Source organism: Streptomyces sp. NPDC004126, from assembly GCF_050275515.1.
Lineage (GTDB): Bacteria > Actinomycetota > Actinomycetes > Streptomycetales > Streptomycetaceae > Streptomyces.
In genome coordinates this window covers 113,492-129,473 of record NZ_JBNNPF010000016.1, presented here as the reverse complement: position 1 = coordinate 129,473, position 15,982 = coordinate 113,492, and the positions used below count along the sequence as shown (strand labels likewise).

At 75.3% G+C, this 15,982-nt stretch carries 14 protein-coding genes; 10 read left to right on the top strand and 4 right to left on the bottom strand.

The annotated features are described in order from the left end of the window. Window positions 1-44: 44 nt before the first annotated feature. Complete coding sequence (locus ACQKM2_RS17640) at window positions 45-2,117, top strand: SpoIIE family protein phosphatase (RefSeq protein ID WP_427710669.1); 2,073 nt, start codon at window positions 45-47, stop codon at window positions 2,115-2,117. Window positions 2,118-2,177: 60 nt separating this feature from the next. Here the strand turns inward: ACQKM2_RS17640 and ACQKM2_RS17635 are convergent, their stop codons facing one another. Together ACQKM2_RS17635 and ACQKM2_RS17630 are read right to left on the bottom strand one after the other, a co-directional pair. After that, entirely contained in the window at window positions 2,178-3,818 is a 1,641-nt protein-coding gene (locus tag ACQKM2_RS17635; RefSeq protein WP_427710668.1) for a PucR family transcriptional regulator, read from the bottom strand. A 67-nt stretch (window positions 3,819-3,885) separates the two neighbouring features. After that, a complete protein-coding gene (locus tag ACQKM2_RS17630) occupies window positions 3,886-5,517 on the bottom strand; it encodes an AMP-binding protein (protein ID WP_427710666.1) in 1,632 nt (543 codons plus the stop codon). 121 nt (window positions 5,518-5,638) lie between these two features. Here ACQKM2_RS17630 and ACQKM2_RS17625 point away from each other — a divergent pair, with 121 nt between their 5' ends. The 5 genes from ACQKM2_RS17625 (at window position 5,639) to ACQKM2_RS17605 (ending at window position 10,216) form a co-directional block, all read left to right on the top strand. After that, window positions 5,639-6,265 (top strand): alpha-ketoglutarate-dependent dioxygenase AlkB, encoded by a 627-nt coding sequence (locus tag ACQKM2_RS17625; protein ID WP_427710665.1) that lies wholly within the window; start codon window positions 5,639-5,641, stop codon window positions 6,263-6,265. 4 nt (window positions 6,266-6,269) lie between these two features. Next, a complete protein-coding gene (locus ACQKM2_RS17620) occupies window positions 6,270-7,223 on the top strand; it encodes a tellurite resistance/C4-dicarboxylate transporter family protein (RefSeq protein ID WP_427710663.1) in 954 nt (317 codons plus the stop codon). Between the two features lie 107 nt (window positions 7,224-7,330). After that, window positions 7,331-8,005, top strand: coding sequence for an epimerase (locus tag ACQKM2_RS17615; RefSeq protein ID WP_427710661.1), 675 nt, complete (start codon window positions 7,331-7,333; stop codon window positions 8,003-8,005). A gap of 67 nt (window positions 8,006-8,072) precedes the next feature. Next, window positions 8,073-9,281, top strand: a complete 1,209-nt coding sequence (locus ACQKM2_RS17610) for an RNA ligase (RefSeq protein WP_427710659.1) — start codon at window positions 8,073-8,075, stop codon at window positions 9,279-9,281. Window positions 9,282-9,283: 2 nt separating this feature from the next. Beyond that, window positions 9,284-10,216, top strand: coding sequence for an AAA family ATPase (locus tag ACQKM2_RS17605; protein ID WP_427710658.1), 933 nt, complete (start codon window positions 9,284-9,286; stop codon window positions 10,214-10,216). A gap of 73 nt (window positions 10,217-10,289) precedes the next feature. On the opposite strand, the gene ACQKM2_RS17600 is transcribed toward ACQKM2_RS17605, so the two are convergent. Further along, window positions 10,290-10,853, bottom strand: a complete 564-nt coding sequence (locus ACQKM2_RS17600; RefSeq protein ID WP_427710657.1) for an SH3 domain-containing protein — start codon at window positions 10,851-10,853, stop codon at window positions 10,290-10,292. Window positions 10,854-11,069: 216 nt separating this feature from the next. Here ACQKM2_RS17600 and ACQKM2_RS17595 point away from each other — a divergent pair, with 216 nt between their 5' ends. Further along, window positions 11,070-11,444 carry a YbjQ family protein gene (locus ACQKM2_RS17595; protein WP_125813562.1) on the top strand — a complete coding sequence of 125 codons (375 nt, stop codon included), beginning with the start codon at window positions 11,070-11,072 and terminating at the stop codon, window positions 11,442-11,444. A gap of 166 nt (window positions 11,445-11,610) precedes the next feature. Here ACQKM2_RS17595 and ACQKM2_RS17590 read toward each other — a convergent pair whose 3' ends face one another. Beyond that, complete coding sequence (locus ACQKM2_RS17590; protein WP_427710655.1) at window positions 11,611-12,549, bottom strand: DMT family transporter; 939 nt, start codon at window positions 12,547-12,549, stop codon at window positions 11,611-11,613. A gap of 29 nt (window positions 12,550-12,578) precedes the next feature. Here ACQKM2_RS17590 and ACQKM2_RS17585 point away from each other — a divergent pair, with 29 nt between their 5' ends. The 3 genes from ACQKM2_RS17585 (at window position 12,579) to ACQKM2_RS17575 (ending at window position 15,958) form a co-directional block, all read left to right on the top strand. Continuing rightward, window positions 12,579-14,042 carry a PLP-dependent aminotransferase family protein gene (locus ACQKM2_RS17585; protein ID WP_427710654.1) on the top strand — a complete coding sequence of 488 codons (1,464 nt, stop codon included), beginning with the start codon at window positions 12,579-12,581 and terminating at the stop codon, window positions 14,040-14,042. Window positions 14,043-14,418: 376 nt separating this feature from the next. After that, the gene (locus ACQKM2_RS17580) at window positions 14,419-15,348 is read left to right on the top strand and encodes a nitroreductase/quinone reductase family protein (protein WP_427710653.1); all 930 of its coding nucleotides are present in this window, start codon (window positions 14,419-14,421) and stop codon (window positions 15,346-15,348) included. 124 nt (window positions 15,349-15,472) lie between these two features. After that, entirely contained in the window at window positions 15,473-15,958 is a 486-nt protein-coding gene (locus tag ACQKM2_RS17575; protein WP_427710651.1) for an LAETG motif-containing sortase-dependent surface protein, read from the top strand. Window positions 15,959-15,982: the final 24 nt, after the last annotated feature.

Sequence of the window (15,982 nt, the reverse complement as noted above, 5' to 3'; positions counted from 1 at the left end):
GAGCGGCGCGTCCCCCCGCGCGCCCGGGGCAGAGGAGGCTTCCGGTGCCGTCGGAGCAGGCGGGGGACGCGGGGGCCGCAGGGGCCGCCGGCCCGATCCGGTCGGAGCCGGGGTCCCTGCTGGAGCACGTGCCGGTGGCCGTCTTCGGCATGGACGGCGACGGCCGGATCCGTTTCTGGGGGCCCGGCGCGCAGGGGCTCTTCGGGCACGAGGCCGCCGACGTGCTGTCCCGGCCCGCCGCCGCCCTCTTCCCCGAACCCCCCGCGGGCACCCCCGGCTCCGCCGCGCGGCTGACGGAACGGGCCCGGACCCTCGGGTACTGGCGGGTCCGGCTGCCCGCCCTGCACCGGGACGGCTCCGTCTTCGACTGCGGGTTCCGCGTCTTCCCGGTGGCCGGGAGTGCCGACGACCCGGTGATCATGGGCCTGGCCAGCAGGGGGGACGAGCTCGACCGGGTGAAGACCAACCTCGCCTTCCTCGACGCCCTCTTCGAGACCTGCCCCATCGGCCTGGTCATGCTCGACCAGGACCTGCGCTACGTCCACCTCAACCAGGCCCTGGCCGACATGGACGGCCTCCCCGTCACCGCCCACCTCGGCCGTGCCACCGACGAGATCATGCTCACCTCCGACGACGGCGAGTTCCAGCGCATGCTGCGCGCCGTCGCCGACGAGGGCCGCTCCCTCGTCGGGGTCCTGGTGGGGATGCGCACCCCCGGCCGCCCCGACCGCGACCAGGTGCGGTCCGTCAGCCTGTTCCCGCTCAGCCGGGCCGGGGAGACCCGCCCCGGCGTGGGCGGCCTGCTGGTCGACGTCACCGACCGGGAGCGGGCCCTGCTGGAGGCCACCGCGGCCCGCCGGCGCCTGGCCCTGCTGGACCGGGCCGCGGCCCGCGTCGGCACCTCGCTGGACGTGGACACCACCGCCCGGGAGCTGGTCGAGGTGGCCGTACCGGACTTCTGCGACGGCTGCGTGGTCGAGCTGGTGGAGTGGATGAACCCCGCGGAGGCGTTCGACCCGCGGCTGCCCCTGTTCACCCGGCGCATCGCGTCCGGCACCGTGCTGCCGCCGCCGGCGCCCGAGCTGGTGGCCGGGCTGGAGCGGGTGGCGTACCCGGCGGGTTCGGGCATCCACCGCATGTTCGCCGCCGGCCGCCCGCTCTGCGTACGGGTCGACGAGGAGTTCGCGGCCGGGGCCACGGACCGGCCCGGCCGCGCCCGGCTGCTCCTGGAGAGCGGCCTGGACCGCATCGTCATCGCCCCGCTCATCGCCCGCGGCACCGTGCAGGGCATCGCCATGTTCGGGCGCTCGTCCGCCCGCCCCGACTTCACCGAACAGGACCTGAGCCTCGCCGGGGAACTCGCCTCCCGCGCCGCCCTGTGCCTGGACAACGCCCGCCTCTACAGCCGGGTCCAGGACATCGCCCTCACCCTCCAGCGCGCCCTGCTGCCGAGCGCCCTGGCCCCGAGCGAGCACGTGGCCATCGCCCACCGCTACCTGCCGGGCAGCCGGGCCACCGAGGTCGGCGGCGACTGGTACGACGTGATCGACCTGCCCGGGGACCGGGTCGCCCTCGTCGTCGGCGACGTCATGGGCCACGGCGTGCCCGCCGCCGCCTCGATGGGCAGGCTGCGCATCACCGCCAAGGCGCTGGCCCGCCACGGCCCCGAGCCCGAACGGCTCCTCGGCGAACTCGACGCGTGCGCCCGCGAGTCCGGCATCGAGCTGGCCACCTGCGTCTACGTCGAGTACGACCCGCACACCGGCCGCGCCCGCATCGCGAACGCGGGCCACCCGCCGCCCCTCCTGCGCCGCCCCGACGGCACCGTCGAGACCCTCGGCGGCGGCCTCGGCGTCCCGCTCGGGGTCGGCGGGGTCCCCTTCCGCACGGCCGGTGCCCACCTCCCCGACGGGGCCGTCCTCGCCCTCTACACCGACGGGCTCGTCGAGGCGCGAGGCCAGGACATCGAGGCGGGCCTGGACGCCCTGCGGGAGCGGCTCGCGGCGGTCGAGGGTCCGTTGGAGGAGGAGGTGGACCGGGTCCTGTCGGCCCTGCTCCCCGACGCGGCCACCGACGACACGGTCCTGCTCCTGGCCCGGATCCGGCACGCCGTCTGACGGGGGGCGGGCAGGCGGGCAGGCGGGCAGGCGGGCCGGGGAGGCGGCGGCCGCGGCGGATCAGTCCATCCGCAGGGCCGCCGCGAAGTCCATCTTGTCCTCCAGCCGGGCCAGGTCCCGCCCGGTCAGCGACTCGATCCGGCTGATCCGGTACCGCAGCGAGTTCACGTGCAGGTGCAGGGCCTCCCCGCAGCGCGCCCAGGAGCCGTCGTGCTCCAGGAACGACCGCAGCGTCGGGACCAGTTCGGACTGGTGGCGCCGGTCGTACGCGTGCAGCGGCGCCAGCAGCCGGCGGCTGAAGGCCCGCCTGACCTCCGCCGGCAGCAGCGGCAGCAGCGACATGACGTGCGCCGCCATGTCCCCGGTGCCGCGCACGGCGACCGCCTCCGCCTCCGGGCCGGCCGCCACCCGGCGGGCACTGCGGGCCTCCGCCAGGGTGTGCCGCAGGTCGTCCGGCTCCGCCACCGGGTCGCCGAGGCCGAAGCTCAGCCGCTCCCCGCCGCGCAGCCCGCGCGGCAGCGCACCGCACGCGGCCTCCCGGACCGCCTCCGGGGTCAGCTCCGCGCCCGCCGCGACCCGTACGAAGGCCACGGCCTCGCGCCCGTCGAGCGCGGCGGCGAGCCCGATCCGCCGGGCGGCGCCGGGCCCCAGGCACGCCGGGTGCAGCAGCACCTCCTCCAGCAGGTCCCGCACCGGCGACAGCCCCTCGCCGCCCGGTACGCCGTCCAGCCGGGCCGCGACGGCCTGCCAGCGGCCCCCGCCGCCGGGCGCCTCCGCCGCGAGCCGCCCGGCGGCGTCCCGGACCCGGTCGCGCGCCCCGGTCCCCGTCCCGCCGGAGTCCAGCAACCCGAGCAGCCGCCCGGCGGCCCGCCGGCGCGCGGTGCGGTCGGCGTCGCGGCCGCCGCGCTCCACGGCGATCAGCCCGGCCAGCCGTTCGACCAGGCCGATGCGCTCGTCGTGCCAGTCCCCGCTGTCGGCCTCCACCGCGACGGCCCAGTCGGTCAGCTCCGGCCCGGCCCCCGGCGCCGACCGCACCGGGAACAGCGAGTAGGGCACCCCGTGGGCGGCCGTACGGTGCGGGGCGCGCCGGCCGGAGCGCTCGGCGGCCAGGAACCGCCCGGCCAGGGCCGTGGCCGTCCGCTCCGGCAGCGGCGGCCGGGCGCCCGCGATCAGCCGCCCGGTGGGTGAGAGCACATGGGCGCGCAGGTCCAGCTCGGAGAGCAGCAGGTCCAGGAGCGCCCCCGTCCCGGCGCCGCTGCCCGGCCGGGACGCCATCAGCCGCCGGTGCCGGTCCACCAGCGCGGCGAAGTTCCCGACGCGGGCCCCGCTGCGGCCGCGCGCCACGAACTCGGCGACGGGGCCGAAGGGGACGTCCACGCCCACCGCGAACAGCGGCAGCCCGTGCCGTTCGCAGGCCCGCACCAGCTCGTCCGGTACGTTGCCGAACTCCGCCTCGCCCGCCCCCAGCGCGACGGCGCCCGCCTCCAGGATGATCCGGACGAAGGCGTTGGCGCGCCCGAGGTCCGGCCGCAGCCACACCAGCCCCGACAGCACCAGGTCCCCCGGGGAGACGAACCGCCCGGGATCCGGCAGGTCGATGGTCACGGCGGCGAGCACGGGCCGCCGGAGCCCCTCCTCGCCGCCGCCGAGGTACCGGAACGGCGTCGGGCCGCCGGAGAGGATCACATCACGCAACTGCATGGCCACAGCCTGCCATGCGTGAACGGAGCCCCAACTGCCGCCCGGAGCAACCAAATGCGCCCTACAGCTACTCCAGCAGGCGGGCCGCCGCCTCGCGCATCTCCACCTTGCGGATCTTGCCGGTGACCGTCATCGGGAACTCGTCCACGACGTGGACGTAGCGCGGGATCTTGAAGTGGGCCAGGCGGCCCGAGCAGTACGCGCGGACCGTCTGCGCCGTCAGCGGCTCCGCCCCCTCGCGCATCCGCACCCAGGCCATCAGCTCCTCCCCGTACTTGGCGTCGGGGACCCCGATGACCTGTACGTCCAGGACGTCGGGGTGGCCGTGCAGGAACTCCTCGATCTCGCGCGGGTAGAGGTTCTCGCCGCCCCGGATCACCATGTCCTTGATCCGGCCGGTGATGCTCAGGTAGCCGTCCGCGTCCATGACCGCGAGGTCGCCGGTGTGCATCCAGCCCTCCCCGTCCACGGCCTCGGCGGTCTTCTGCGGTTCGCCCCAGTAGCCGAGCATCACCGAGTAGCCCCGGGTGCACAGTTCGCCGGGGGTGCCGCGCGGGACGGTGGCGCCGGTCCCGGGGTCGACGACCTTGACCTCCAGGTGCGGCCCGACCCGGCCCACGGTGGCGACCCGGCGCTCCACGGAGTCGTCCGCCCGGGTCTGGGTGGACACCGGGGAGGTCTCCGTCATGCCGTAGCAGATGGAGACCTCCGTCATGCCCATCCGATCGATCACCTCGTTCATCACCTCCACCGGGCAGGGGGAGCCCGCCATGATCCCGGTCCGCAGGCTCGACAGGTCGTACGCGTCGAAGCCGGGCGCGGCCAGTTCGGCGATGAACATCGTCGGCACCCCGTACAGCGAGGTGCACGCCTCCGCCTCCACCGCGGCCAGGGTCGCCGCCGGGTCGAAGGCCGGCGCCGGGATCACCATCGCCGCACCGTGGCTGGTGCAGGCGAGGGCTCCCATGACCATGCCGAAGCAGTGGTAGAAGGGCACCGGTACGCACACCCGGTCCCGTTCGGTGTAGCCGCACAGCTCGCCGACGAAGAAGCCGTTGTTGAGGATGTTGCGGTGGGAGAGGGTGGCCCCCTTGGGGAAGCCCGTGGTCCCCGAGGTGTACTGGATGTTGACCGGGTCCCCCGGATCCAGGGCCGCGGCCGCCCGCGCCAGGTCTGCCGGGTCGCCCTGGGCGCCGCGTTCCCGCAGCGAGTCCCACAGCGGGCCGCCCAGCAGCACGGTGAACTCCAGGTCCGCGCAGCGCGGCCGGACCTCCTCGATCATCCCCGCGTAGTCCGAGCCCTTGAAGCTGTCCGCCGCGACCAGCAGCCGGATCCCGGACTGGTTCAGCACGTACTCCAGCTCGTGCGAGCGGTACGCCGGGTTGACGGTGACCAGGATCGCCCCGATCTTCGCGGTGGCGTACTGCACCAGGGTCCACTCGGCGCGGTTGGGCGCCCAGATGCCGACCCGGTCGCCCGCGGTGATGCCGAGGTCCAGCAGGCCGAGGGCGAGGACGTCCACGTCGGCGGCCAGCTCCGCGTACGTCCACCGCCGCCCCGCGGCCACGTCGACGAGGGCGTCCCGGTCGGGGAAGCGGCGCACGGTGCGGTCGAGGTTGTCCCCGATCGTCTCGTCCAGCAGCGGGACCCCGTGGCTTCCTGACGCATGACTGGGCACGACCGACACGTGTACCTCCACGACTCTGCGGCCCGGCGGGGCCGGCGTGCGGCCATGATCCTCTTCCGGGGGCCGCCGGACCACCCCCCGGAACCCCCCGTTCTTTCGAGCGTATGTTCGAGCGCAGGGGTAGGCTGGTCCCATGCACGCACTCCAGGGCTCCCTCTTCGACCAGACCGACGAGATCCGGCTCGGACCGCTCTCACCGGTACGGAGGACCGTGCTCGGAGCCGGCGCCTGGGCCGACCACCTCCCCGGATGGCTCACCGGCGCCGACGCCCTCTTCGAACGGCTCGCCGCCGAGGTCCCGTGGCGCGCCGAGCGGCGGCAGATGTACGACCGCGAGGTGGAGGTCCCCCGGCTCCTGGCCCACTACCGGGAGGGCGAACCGCTCCCGCACCCCGTGCTCACCGAGGCCCGCGACGCCCTCGGCCGCCACTACGCCGCCGAACTCGGCGAGCCCTTCGCCACCGCCGGGCTCTGCCTCTACCGCGACGGCCGCGACAGCGTCGCCTGGCACGGCGACCGCACCGGCCGCTCCGCCACCGAGGACACCATGGTCGCGATCCTCTCCGTCGGCGACCCCCGCGACCTGGTCCTGCGCCCGCGCGACGGCGGCCCCACCCTGCTGCGGCTGCCGCTCGGCCACGGCGACCTCGTGGTGATGGGCGGCTCCTGCCAGCGCACCATGGAACACGCCGTCCCCAAGACGGCACGGGCCGTCGGCCCCCGGATCAGCGTCCAGTTCCGCACCCGCGGCGTAATGTGAGGCCATGCTCAGCGGGATCCGCCTGAGAGCCTGGTGCTCCGCCCTCCCGCCCGCCGCGGGCGGAGCGGTGATGGCCACCGGCATCCTGTCCGTCGGCCTGCAGCTCACCGGCCACACCGGCCCCTCCCTCGCCGCCCTCGTCATCGCGTGCGGACTGTGGCTCGTACTGGCCGGCGACTTCGCCGCCCGGCTCGTCGGCGACCGGGGCCGCTTCCGCGCCGAGGCGGACACCCCCGCCGCCCTCACGGCCGTCGCCGCGACCACCGTGCTCGGCACCCGGCTCTCCCAGCTCGGCCTGCAGGGCGTCGCCGCCGCCCTGCTCGCGCTGGCCGCCCTGCTGTGGCCCGGGCTCCTCGTCTCCGTCGTGCGCCACTGGCGGCGCCGCATGCCCGGAGCCGCCTTCCTCGTCTGCGTCGCCACCCAGGGCCTCGCGGTCCTCGCGGCCACCCTGGTCGCGGCGGGAGGCCCCGAGTGGCTCGCCCAGGCCGCGCTGGCCTGCTTCTGCCTCGGCCTGCCCCTGTACGGGCTCGCCCTGACACGGTTCGACTTCCACGAGGTCGTCAGCGGGGCGGGCGACCACTGGGTCGCGGGCGGCGCCCTGTCCATCACGGCCCTCGCCGGGGCGAAGCTCACCGCCCTGCCCCTGTGGAGCGGGCCGGGGCGCACGGCCCTGTGCGCGGCCACCCTCGCGGCCCTCGCCGTCTCCCTCGTCTGGTACGCCGTCCTCCTCACGGCCGAACTCCGCAGCCCCCGCCACCACTACGACGTCCGCCGCTGGTCCACCGTCTTCCCCCTCGGCATGACCGCCACCGCCTGCCTCACCGCCGCCCCCGCGACCGGCGTCCCCTGGCTGCGCCCCCTCGGCGAGGTGCTGCTGTGGATCGCGGTCGCCGCCTGGGTCCTGACCCTCCTCGCCTTTACCCTCAGCCGCTGCCGCCCCGGCCGCGGGGCGGCCTGACGCCCTGGCGGCGGCCGGGCCTCCGCCGCTCGAAGGCCGGCCCACAGCCGCTCGACGCAAGCCTCATCCGCGGCCCGGGCCGCCGGGCCCGCACCTACGCTGAGCCCATGAACGTCATCCTCTACGGCGGAACCGGAATGCTCGGGCGCGGCGTACTGCTCGAATGCCTGCGCGACGACTCCGTCAAGAGCGTCCTGTCCATCGGCCGTACCCCGCTCGGCGTCAGCCACCCCAAGCTGCGCGAGCACATCCGCCCCGACCCCGGTGACCTGTCGGAGCTCGCCGGCGAACTGTCCGGCTACGACGCCTGCTTCTTCTGCCTGGGCATCTCCTCCCTCGGCAAGAAGGAGGAGGAGTACCGCGCCGTCACCCACGACCTGACGCTCGCGGTCGCCCGCCCGCTGGCCGCCGCCAATCCGGCCCTGACCTTCACCTACATCACGGGCGAGGGCACCGACAGCACCGAACAGGGCGGCACCATGTGGGCCCGGGTGAAGGGGAGGACGGAGAACGACCTGCTCGCCCTGGACTTCAGCGCGTACATGTTCCGGCCCAGCATCGTCCAGCCCGTCAGCGGCATGCCGACCAGGACCTGGCTCCACCGCGTGGGATACGTGGTCACCAAACCGCTCTACCCGCTCGTGGGCCGGTTCGCGCCGAAGCAGTTCACCACCACGAAGGCCCTCGGCCGGGCGATGATCGCGGTGGCGACCCCCGGATCGGAGCCCGGCACCCGGATCCTGCGCTCCCCGGACATCAACCGCCTCGCCGGTGACCAGTAGTAATTGATTACCGGGGACTCCCTCCCGCACGCGAGAATGAGCCATCTCGAACCGGGAGGAACCCCACATGAGCCAGGAATACCTGACTCTGCACGGCCTGCTGCCCGCGCAGGAGCTGGCGGACGCCATCGACGCCGGACACGTGACCCGCAAGCGGCACCCCGAACTGCCGCTGTCCATCTACACGTACACGCGCACCGCGCAGTACGAACAGGTGTGGAACACGGTCACCACGCGCTGCCGCGGTCTCGTCGCCGACGACGAGACCGGAACGGTCGTCGCGCTGCCGCTGCCGAAGTTCTTCAACGTCGGCGAGCACACCTCCGGCCGCCCCTACGCGCCCGCCCTGCCCGACGAGACGTTCGAGGTGTACGACAAGGTCGACGGCAGCCTCGCCGTGGTCTTCCACTACGCGGACCACTGGCGGGTCGCCTCCAAGGGATCCTTCATCAGCTCCCAGGCCACCTGGGCGCAGCGCCTCCTCGACACCCGCGACACCTCGGCCCTGGTGCCCGGCACGACCTACCTCGCGGAGATGCTCTACCCGCAGAACCGGATCGTGGTGGACTACGGCGACCGCCGGGACCTCGTCCTGCTCGCCGCCTTCGGCCCGGACGGCACCGAAGTGCCGCTCGCCGAGGCCGCCGGCCGCTGGCAGGACATCGGCTCCGTCGTCAAGGTGTGGCCCGCCATGCCGCTCGACGAGCTCCTCGCGCTGGCCGAGTCCAACACCCTGCCCGGCGGCGGGTCCGCGGCCGGCACCGACGCCGAGGGGTTCGTGCTCCGGTTCGCCTCCGGCGTGCGCGCGAAGGCCAAGCTCTCGGAGTACGTGCGCCTGCACAAGCTGCTGACCGGCGTCAACGAGCGGGACGTCTGGCGCGCCCACGGCGTCCAGCGGTTCGCGGGGGTGCCCGCCAAGCAGCTCGCGCAGGGCCTGAACTGCACCGCCGCTGACGTGGAGGAGGCCGGCGGCAAGCCGCTCGACGCGCTCCTGGAGCAGGTCCCCGACGAGTTCGACGCCTGGGTGCGCGAGGTCATCGCCGGGCTGGAGGAGGCGTTCGGCCGGCGTGAGCGCGCCGTGGACGAGGCCTTCGGGGCGCTCGCGCACCTGGCCGGGGACCGGGGCGCCTTCGCGCGCGCCGCCAAGGAGATCCGGGACGGCAAGCTCCGCTCCGCCGTGTTCCTGCGCCTGGACGGCCGTTCGACCGAGCTCGTCAGCTGGCGGGCCGTACGTCCGGAGACGGCCGACCCCTACACCACCGACGAGGAGAACTGAACGTGTCCGAAGAGCCCCGACTCCCCGTGGTCCACGTCATGACGGGGTTGCCGGCCTCGGGCAAGACGACCGCCGCCCGCGCCCTCCAGGCCGAGGCCGGCGGCCGCATGCGCCGGGTCAACCTCGACGACCTGCGCGCCATGCTCGACCTGCCCGACCCCGAGCGCGGCCGCTCCTACCGGCACGAGCAGACCGTGCTCGCCGTCCAGGACGCGGCGGTCCGCGCGGCCGTCGACGACGGCTTCGACGTGGTCGTCGACAACACCCACCTGACGTCGAACATCCCCAAGCGGCTCAAGGCGGCGGTCGCCGGGCGCGCCACCTTCGTCGTGCACGACTTCACCGACGTGCCCGTCGAGGAGTGCCTGCGCCGCGACGCTGCGCGGGAGCGGCCGGTCGGCGAGGAGATCATCCGGATCCTGGCCGACAAGCACGCCAAGGCGAAGAAGGGCGGCTGGCGGCTCACCGCCGAGTGGCTGAACGACCAGCCGGCCGTCCGCCTCTACGTCGCCGACCCGGAGCTCCCGCCGGCCGTGATGTGCGACATCGACGGGACCCTCGCCCTCACCGGCGACCGGGGCCCGTACGACTTCTCGCGCTGCGAGCTCGACCTGCTGAACGAGCCCGTACGGCACGCGCTCGACGCCTTCCGGCGTGCGGACGGGGACGTGATCGTGCTGCTGTCCGGACGCGGCGAGGAGCACCGGGAGCAGACGGAGTCCTGGCTGCGGCGCCACGAGGTGCCGTACGACGAGCTGTGGATGCGGGCGAAGGGCGACACCCGCCGCGACGACGTGGTCAAGGCCGAGCTCTTCGACGCGCACGTCCGCGACCGCTACGCGGTGCGGGTCTCGCTCGACGACCGGGACCGGGTGGTCGCCGTCTGGCGCCGGATGGGGCTGCCGACCTGGCAGGTCAACTACGGGGACTTCTGACACGCCGGAGGGCGTACGGGAGGCGGGGCCGCGAGGCACCGTCCCGTACGCCCTCCGGCGCGGTCCGCGAGGGTCAGGAGCGGCACCACTTCACCGGGGTGACGTCCTTGACCCAGCGGGCGGAGACCCAGGCGCGCTTGTGGTCGTACTTCATGCCCGCCATGCGGTCGTCGCCGTCCTGCTTGCGGTCGTCCTTGCGCTCCAGCAGGTACCAGAGGCTGTTGCCGTCGACCTTCTCGCCGCGCTTCTTGCACACGATCGTCAGCTTCTGGTGCGGGTGCACCTTGCCCAGCACCCTGGAGTGGGTCGTGGGCTTGCTGCGGATCTTCAGCGGGCCCTGCGAGACGACCCGGCCCAGGGCGTACTTGGGCTTGGGGTAGATGACGGGCCCGTCGCCGCCGCCCGGCCGGCCCTCTTCGCCGTCTTCGTACCCGTCGTCGCCGTCGGAGTCGTCGTACTCGTCGGCGTCGTCGTACTCGCTGTACTCGTCGTGGCCGTCGTCGTCGTCGCGGACCTGCGCCGCGCCCGGCGCCCCGTCCACCGGACCGTCGTCCGCGACGGCTGCGCCCGCGCCGAGCAGGCCGAGCACCATGCTGCCGGCGGCAAGAGCGAGGATGGTCCTGGTGGGCTTCAGCATGAGCCGCTCCTCCACGAAGTCTTCCGCCCGGCCGCAGGGCGCGGCTCGGGGTGGCAGCCCGCTGGCCGCCACGGACGACTATGACGAGGCGGACGGCGCGGCCCCGGCCGACGCACCGCCCATTAGCCCGATATGCCCAATATCTTCAAGACGGCCCGGCCGGAGGCCCGGAGCCCAGCGGATGCGGGCGGCCGCCCCCGGCAGCACAGTGGGCCCATGGGTATCGAAGACTACGGCGGCGGCCCCGGCGCCCAGCAGACCGGCGTCCTGGTCGTGACCACCAACGACGTCCCCGGCTACCGCGTCGAGCAGGTCATCGGCGAGGTGTTCGGGCTCACCGTGCGCTCCCGGCACCTCGGCAGCCAGATCGGAGCCGGCCTGAAGTCGATGATCGGCGGCGAGCTGAAGGGGCTGACCAAGACCCTCGTGCAGACCCGCAACCAGGCCATGGAACGGCTCATCGAGCAGGCCAGGGCGCGCGGCGCCAACGCGGTGCTGATGATGCGCTTCGACGTGACGGACGCCGCCGACGTCGGGACCGAGGTCTGCGCCTACGGGACGGCCGTGGTCCTGGTGCCCGCCGGGACCTGAGCCGCGCGTACGACCCGCCCGGCCGGGAGTGGGGGCGCCGGTACGACCCGCTGGGCCGGGACCTCGTCCGCAGGTACGACCCGCCCCCCCGGTACCCGAGCCGCACGTACGACCCGCCCCGCGGGTGCGGCCCGCCCGCGCCGGGCCCGGAGCGGGCGGGCCGGGATCAGGTGCCGGAGGAGCCGTCTCCGCCGCGCAGCCCCAGGGCCAGGCCGGCCACCACCACCGCCAGGCCCAGCCACACCGCCGGGCGGGGGACCCCGCCGCCCGACAGGGCCCCGGCGCAGGCCGCCGCCAGGGGGGCGACGCCGGTCAGCAGGCCCGCCCGGCCGGAGCCCACCGCCGCCACCGTGCGGTACCAGAGCAGGAAGGCCACCGCCGTCACCAGCACCGCCAGGTACCCGACGGCACCCCACTGGCGGACGGTCAGCTCCGCCAGGGCGGAAGGGCGTTCCGCGCACACCGACAGCACCGCCAGCATCACCGCCCCCATCCACACCGCGTGCACGGACACCCCCCACGCGCCGTGCCGCCCCAGCACCGGCACCGCGAGCAGGGTGAACGCCGCCTCGCAGACCAGAGCCAGCACCGCCCAGCCGACCCCGGCGGCGTCGGTGCGCCCCGTCCCCTCGACCAGGACCGCCCCCGCGACCACCACCGGCGCCGCCAGCAGCACCCGGCGGCTGGGCCGGCGCTTCTCCAGCAGCGGGCCGACCAGCCCGATCAGGACGGGTACGGAGGCCACGGCGACGGCGATCACGGCCGGCTCGGCGTGCGCCACGCCCCGCACCACGGCCACGTTGAACAGCACCAGCCCGCCGGCCGCGATCCCGGCCAGCCACAGCCACTCCCGCCCCCGAGGACGCGACAGCGGCACCCGGGCCACCCGGGCCAGGAGGAGCAGGATCACGGCGGCGGCCGCGTAGCGGACCGCCTGGGCGGCGAACAGCGGGGCGTCCACCAGGGAGCGGGAGACGGTGACGCTGCTGCCGACCACCGCCATCCCGATGATCCCGGGAGCCAGGTCCCGCAGCGGGGCGTGGCGTGCGGCGGCGGGGGAGAGGGAGGCGGACGGGGCGGACGGGGTGGGAGTGGAGGTGCTCATGCCGTCCAGCCTGGAGGCACAATGGTCCCGTGAGCAGGTCCAAAGAAGGCGCCGCCGAGGGGTCCAGAACGGGCTCGGACTTCCTCCAGCTCGACATCGGCCAGGCCCCGCCCGGCAACCGCACCGAGTGGCTCGCCGGCCGGCTGCGCGCCGCCATCGCCGACGGCACCCTGCCCGTCGGCAGCCGGCTCCCCGCCAGCCGGGTGCTCGCCGCCGAACTGCGCGTCTCCCGCGGACTGGTGACCGAGGCCTACCAGCGGCTCGCCGAGACCGGCCAGGTGGCGGGCCGCGGCCGGGCCGGCACCGTCGTCGTCGCCGCACCGCCGCCCCCGGCGGCCGGGCCCGCGGCGGCGGTACCGCGCGGCGGGCTGGTGGACGCGCTCCGCGCCGAGCCCTGCCGCATCGACCTCTCGCCCGGGGTGCCCGACCTCACCGCCTTCCCGCGCACCGCCTGGCTCCAGGCCGAGCGCCGGGTCCTCGCCGCCCTCACCGCGGCCGACTTCGGCTACGGCAACCCGCAGGGCGCGCCCGCCCTCCGGGAGGCGGTCGCCGGCTGGCTGGCCCGGAACCGGGGGATCCGGGTCGATCCCGCCGAGGTCGTCGTCGTCGCCGGGGTCGCGCAGGCCCTCGGGCTGCTCGCGCAGGTGCTGCCCGCGGCCGGAGTGCGCCGGGTGGCGGTGGAGGACCCCGGCTCGCTGGGGGCGCGGCAACAGCTGGAACACGGCGGGCTGGACGTCGTCGGCGTACCCGTGGACGGGGCCGGGCTGGACGTGGCCGCGCTGCGGGCGAGCGGGGCGCGGGCGGTGCTCATGACCCCGGCGCACCAGTTCCCGACCGGGGTCGTCCTCGACGGGGAGCGCCGCCGCGACCTGCTGGCCTGGGCCGCCGACGGGGGCCTGGTCCTGGAGGACGACTACGACGCCGAGCACCGCTACGACCGCGCCCCCGTCCCCGCCCTGCGGGCCCTGGCGCCCGAGGGGGTCTGCTACGCCGGGAGCGTGTCCAAACTGCTGGCGCCCGCCCTGCGGCTGGGCTGGCTGCTGGTCCCGCGCCGCCTGCGGGAACCGGTCGTGGAGGCCAAGCGGTACGCCGACCTCGGCAACCCGGTCCTCGCGCAGCTCGTCCTCGCCCGCCTGATGGACTCCGGCGAACTGGAACGCCACCTGCGCTTCGTCCGGCGCCGCCACCGCCGCCGCCGGGACGCGATGCTGCGGGCCGTCGACCGGCACCTGCCCGGAGCCCGGGTGCACGGCGCCGCCGCGGGACTGCACCTCACCGTCACCTTCGACGGCGCGGCCTTCGAGGACACCGCCGTCGCCGGGGCCGCCCTGGCCCTCGGGGTCAAGACGCACCCGCTGTCCTGGCACCGGCTGCGCCCCGGACCGCCGGGCCTGATCCTGGGCTACGCGGCCGGGCCGGCGGGCGAGATCGAGGAGGGCGTCGCCGTCCTGGGCCGGGCCCTGCGGGAACACCTCCAAGATCATCGGCATTGACAACTCCCGCGCCCGCCCCGTCTAATGGCCGACGGTGTCGCGTGACTCCGGCCACAGAGCAGTGGGCCGGCCGGTGATCGGGCGAACACCCTTCACTCAGGGACACGCCATGAGTCAGTACTCCGCGCCCCGCAGTTGACGTAGCGCAGCCGCACCGCCGGCTCCCGCGTCGCGGCCGGCCACCGAGCCGCAGCCGCCTCCCCCTTCCTTTCCGCGACCCCGTACGCACACGGTTCCGTACGCGCGCAACTGCGTACGCCCGCGGGTCCGTACGCCCGCTCCCGCACGCCCCGCCCCGGCGACCCCCGCTCCACCGCGGTCTGCCGGGCGACCGGAGGCGTGCCGGACCGGCCTGCCCAGAGAGAGAACGAAAGACGTGTCCACCACACCCGCCACCACACCCGCCCAGGACTTCAACCGCTCCGTCATCGAAGAGTTCCGCGCCAACCGGGGCAAGGTCGGAGGCTGGTTCGAGGGCGAGGACCTGCTCCTGCTCACCACCACCGGCGCCCGCTCCGGAGCCGAACACACCACCCCGCTCGGCTTCGTCCGCCACGAGGGCGCCCTGCTGGTCGTCGGCTCCAACCTCGGCGCCCCCGCCCACCCCGCCTGGTACCACAACCTCCTCGCCCACCCCCAGGTACGGGTCGAGCTCGGTACCGACACCTTCGAGGCGCTCGCCGTCCCGGCCGAAGACGCCCGCCGGGAGGAGCTCTTCGAGGCCGTCGTGCGCGCCGCCCCCGGATACGCCGACTACCAGGCGCGCGCCACCCGCCTGCTCCCCGTCGTCCGGCTGGAGCCCGCCGAGCCCGACGGCCCGCGGCCCCCCGCCGAGATCCGCACCCTCGCCGGGAAGCTGCTGGAGGTCCACACCTGGCTGCGGGCCCAGCTGCGCCACGTCGGCGCCGAGACGGAGGCCCACTTCGCCGCCCGCGCCGCCCACACCGGCCCCGGCGCCCCGCCGGCACCCGGGCTCGGGATCCAGATCCGCCAGCGCTGCCTGGCCTTCTGCCAGGGCCTGGAGTTCCACCACACCAGCGAGGACGCCCACCTGTTCCCCGGGACCGCCGCCCACCACCCGCACCTGGCGCCCGTCTTCGAGCAGTTGCGGGAGGAACACCGCACGGTCGCCCGGATCCAGGGCGAACTGGTGGGCCTGCTGGGCGGGTTGACCATCGCCGAGCCCGAGCGGTTCCGTGCCGGGCTGGCGCGGATGACGGCGGAGCTGAACGCCCACCTCGACCACGAGGAGGAGGTGCTGCTGCCCCTGCTGGAGGAGGTGCCCTGGCCGCCGCCGCGCCCGTGAGACGGGGCGGGCCGGGAACGCGCGAAAAGTTTTTTCGAAACGGCGGCAACCGATCGGGCACTCGCACGTCGTGCGGGGGTGAAGGGCGAAGTTCCCGCCCCGGACCCGACCGTGGAGAGCCACTGTGAAGAACCTGAAGCGCGTTGTTCCCGTCACCGCCCGCCGGGCGGCCGTCGCCGCTGCCGCCGCCGGGGCGGTCCTCGCCCTCGCGGGGCCGGTCTCCGCCGCGCAGGGAGCATCCGCGACGCCGTCGCCCGCGCCCTCCGGTTCCGCGGTGCCGAGCCCGTTCCCGACGCCCTCCGCGAGCGGGAAGCCCTCCGCGGTGCCCTCGCACCCGGCGGGCGGCGGCAGCGGCAGCGCCACTCCCAGCCCCGCCCCGACGTCGCCCGCGAGCGGCAAGCCCTCCCCGGCCCCCTCGTACCCGGCCTCCGCCCAGCCGTCCGTCCAGCCGTCCGCCCGGCCCTCGGGGGCGGCCGGTTCCGGTGAGGGCGCCGAGCTGGCGCATACTGGCTCCTCGGCGACCACCATCGCCCTCGGCGCCGGCGCGGCCGCGCTCGTCGCCGCGGGCGGCGGCGCCCTGTTCGCCGTGCGGCGCCGCGCCGCCAACTGAGGACACCCGTGCTCGAACTCGCAC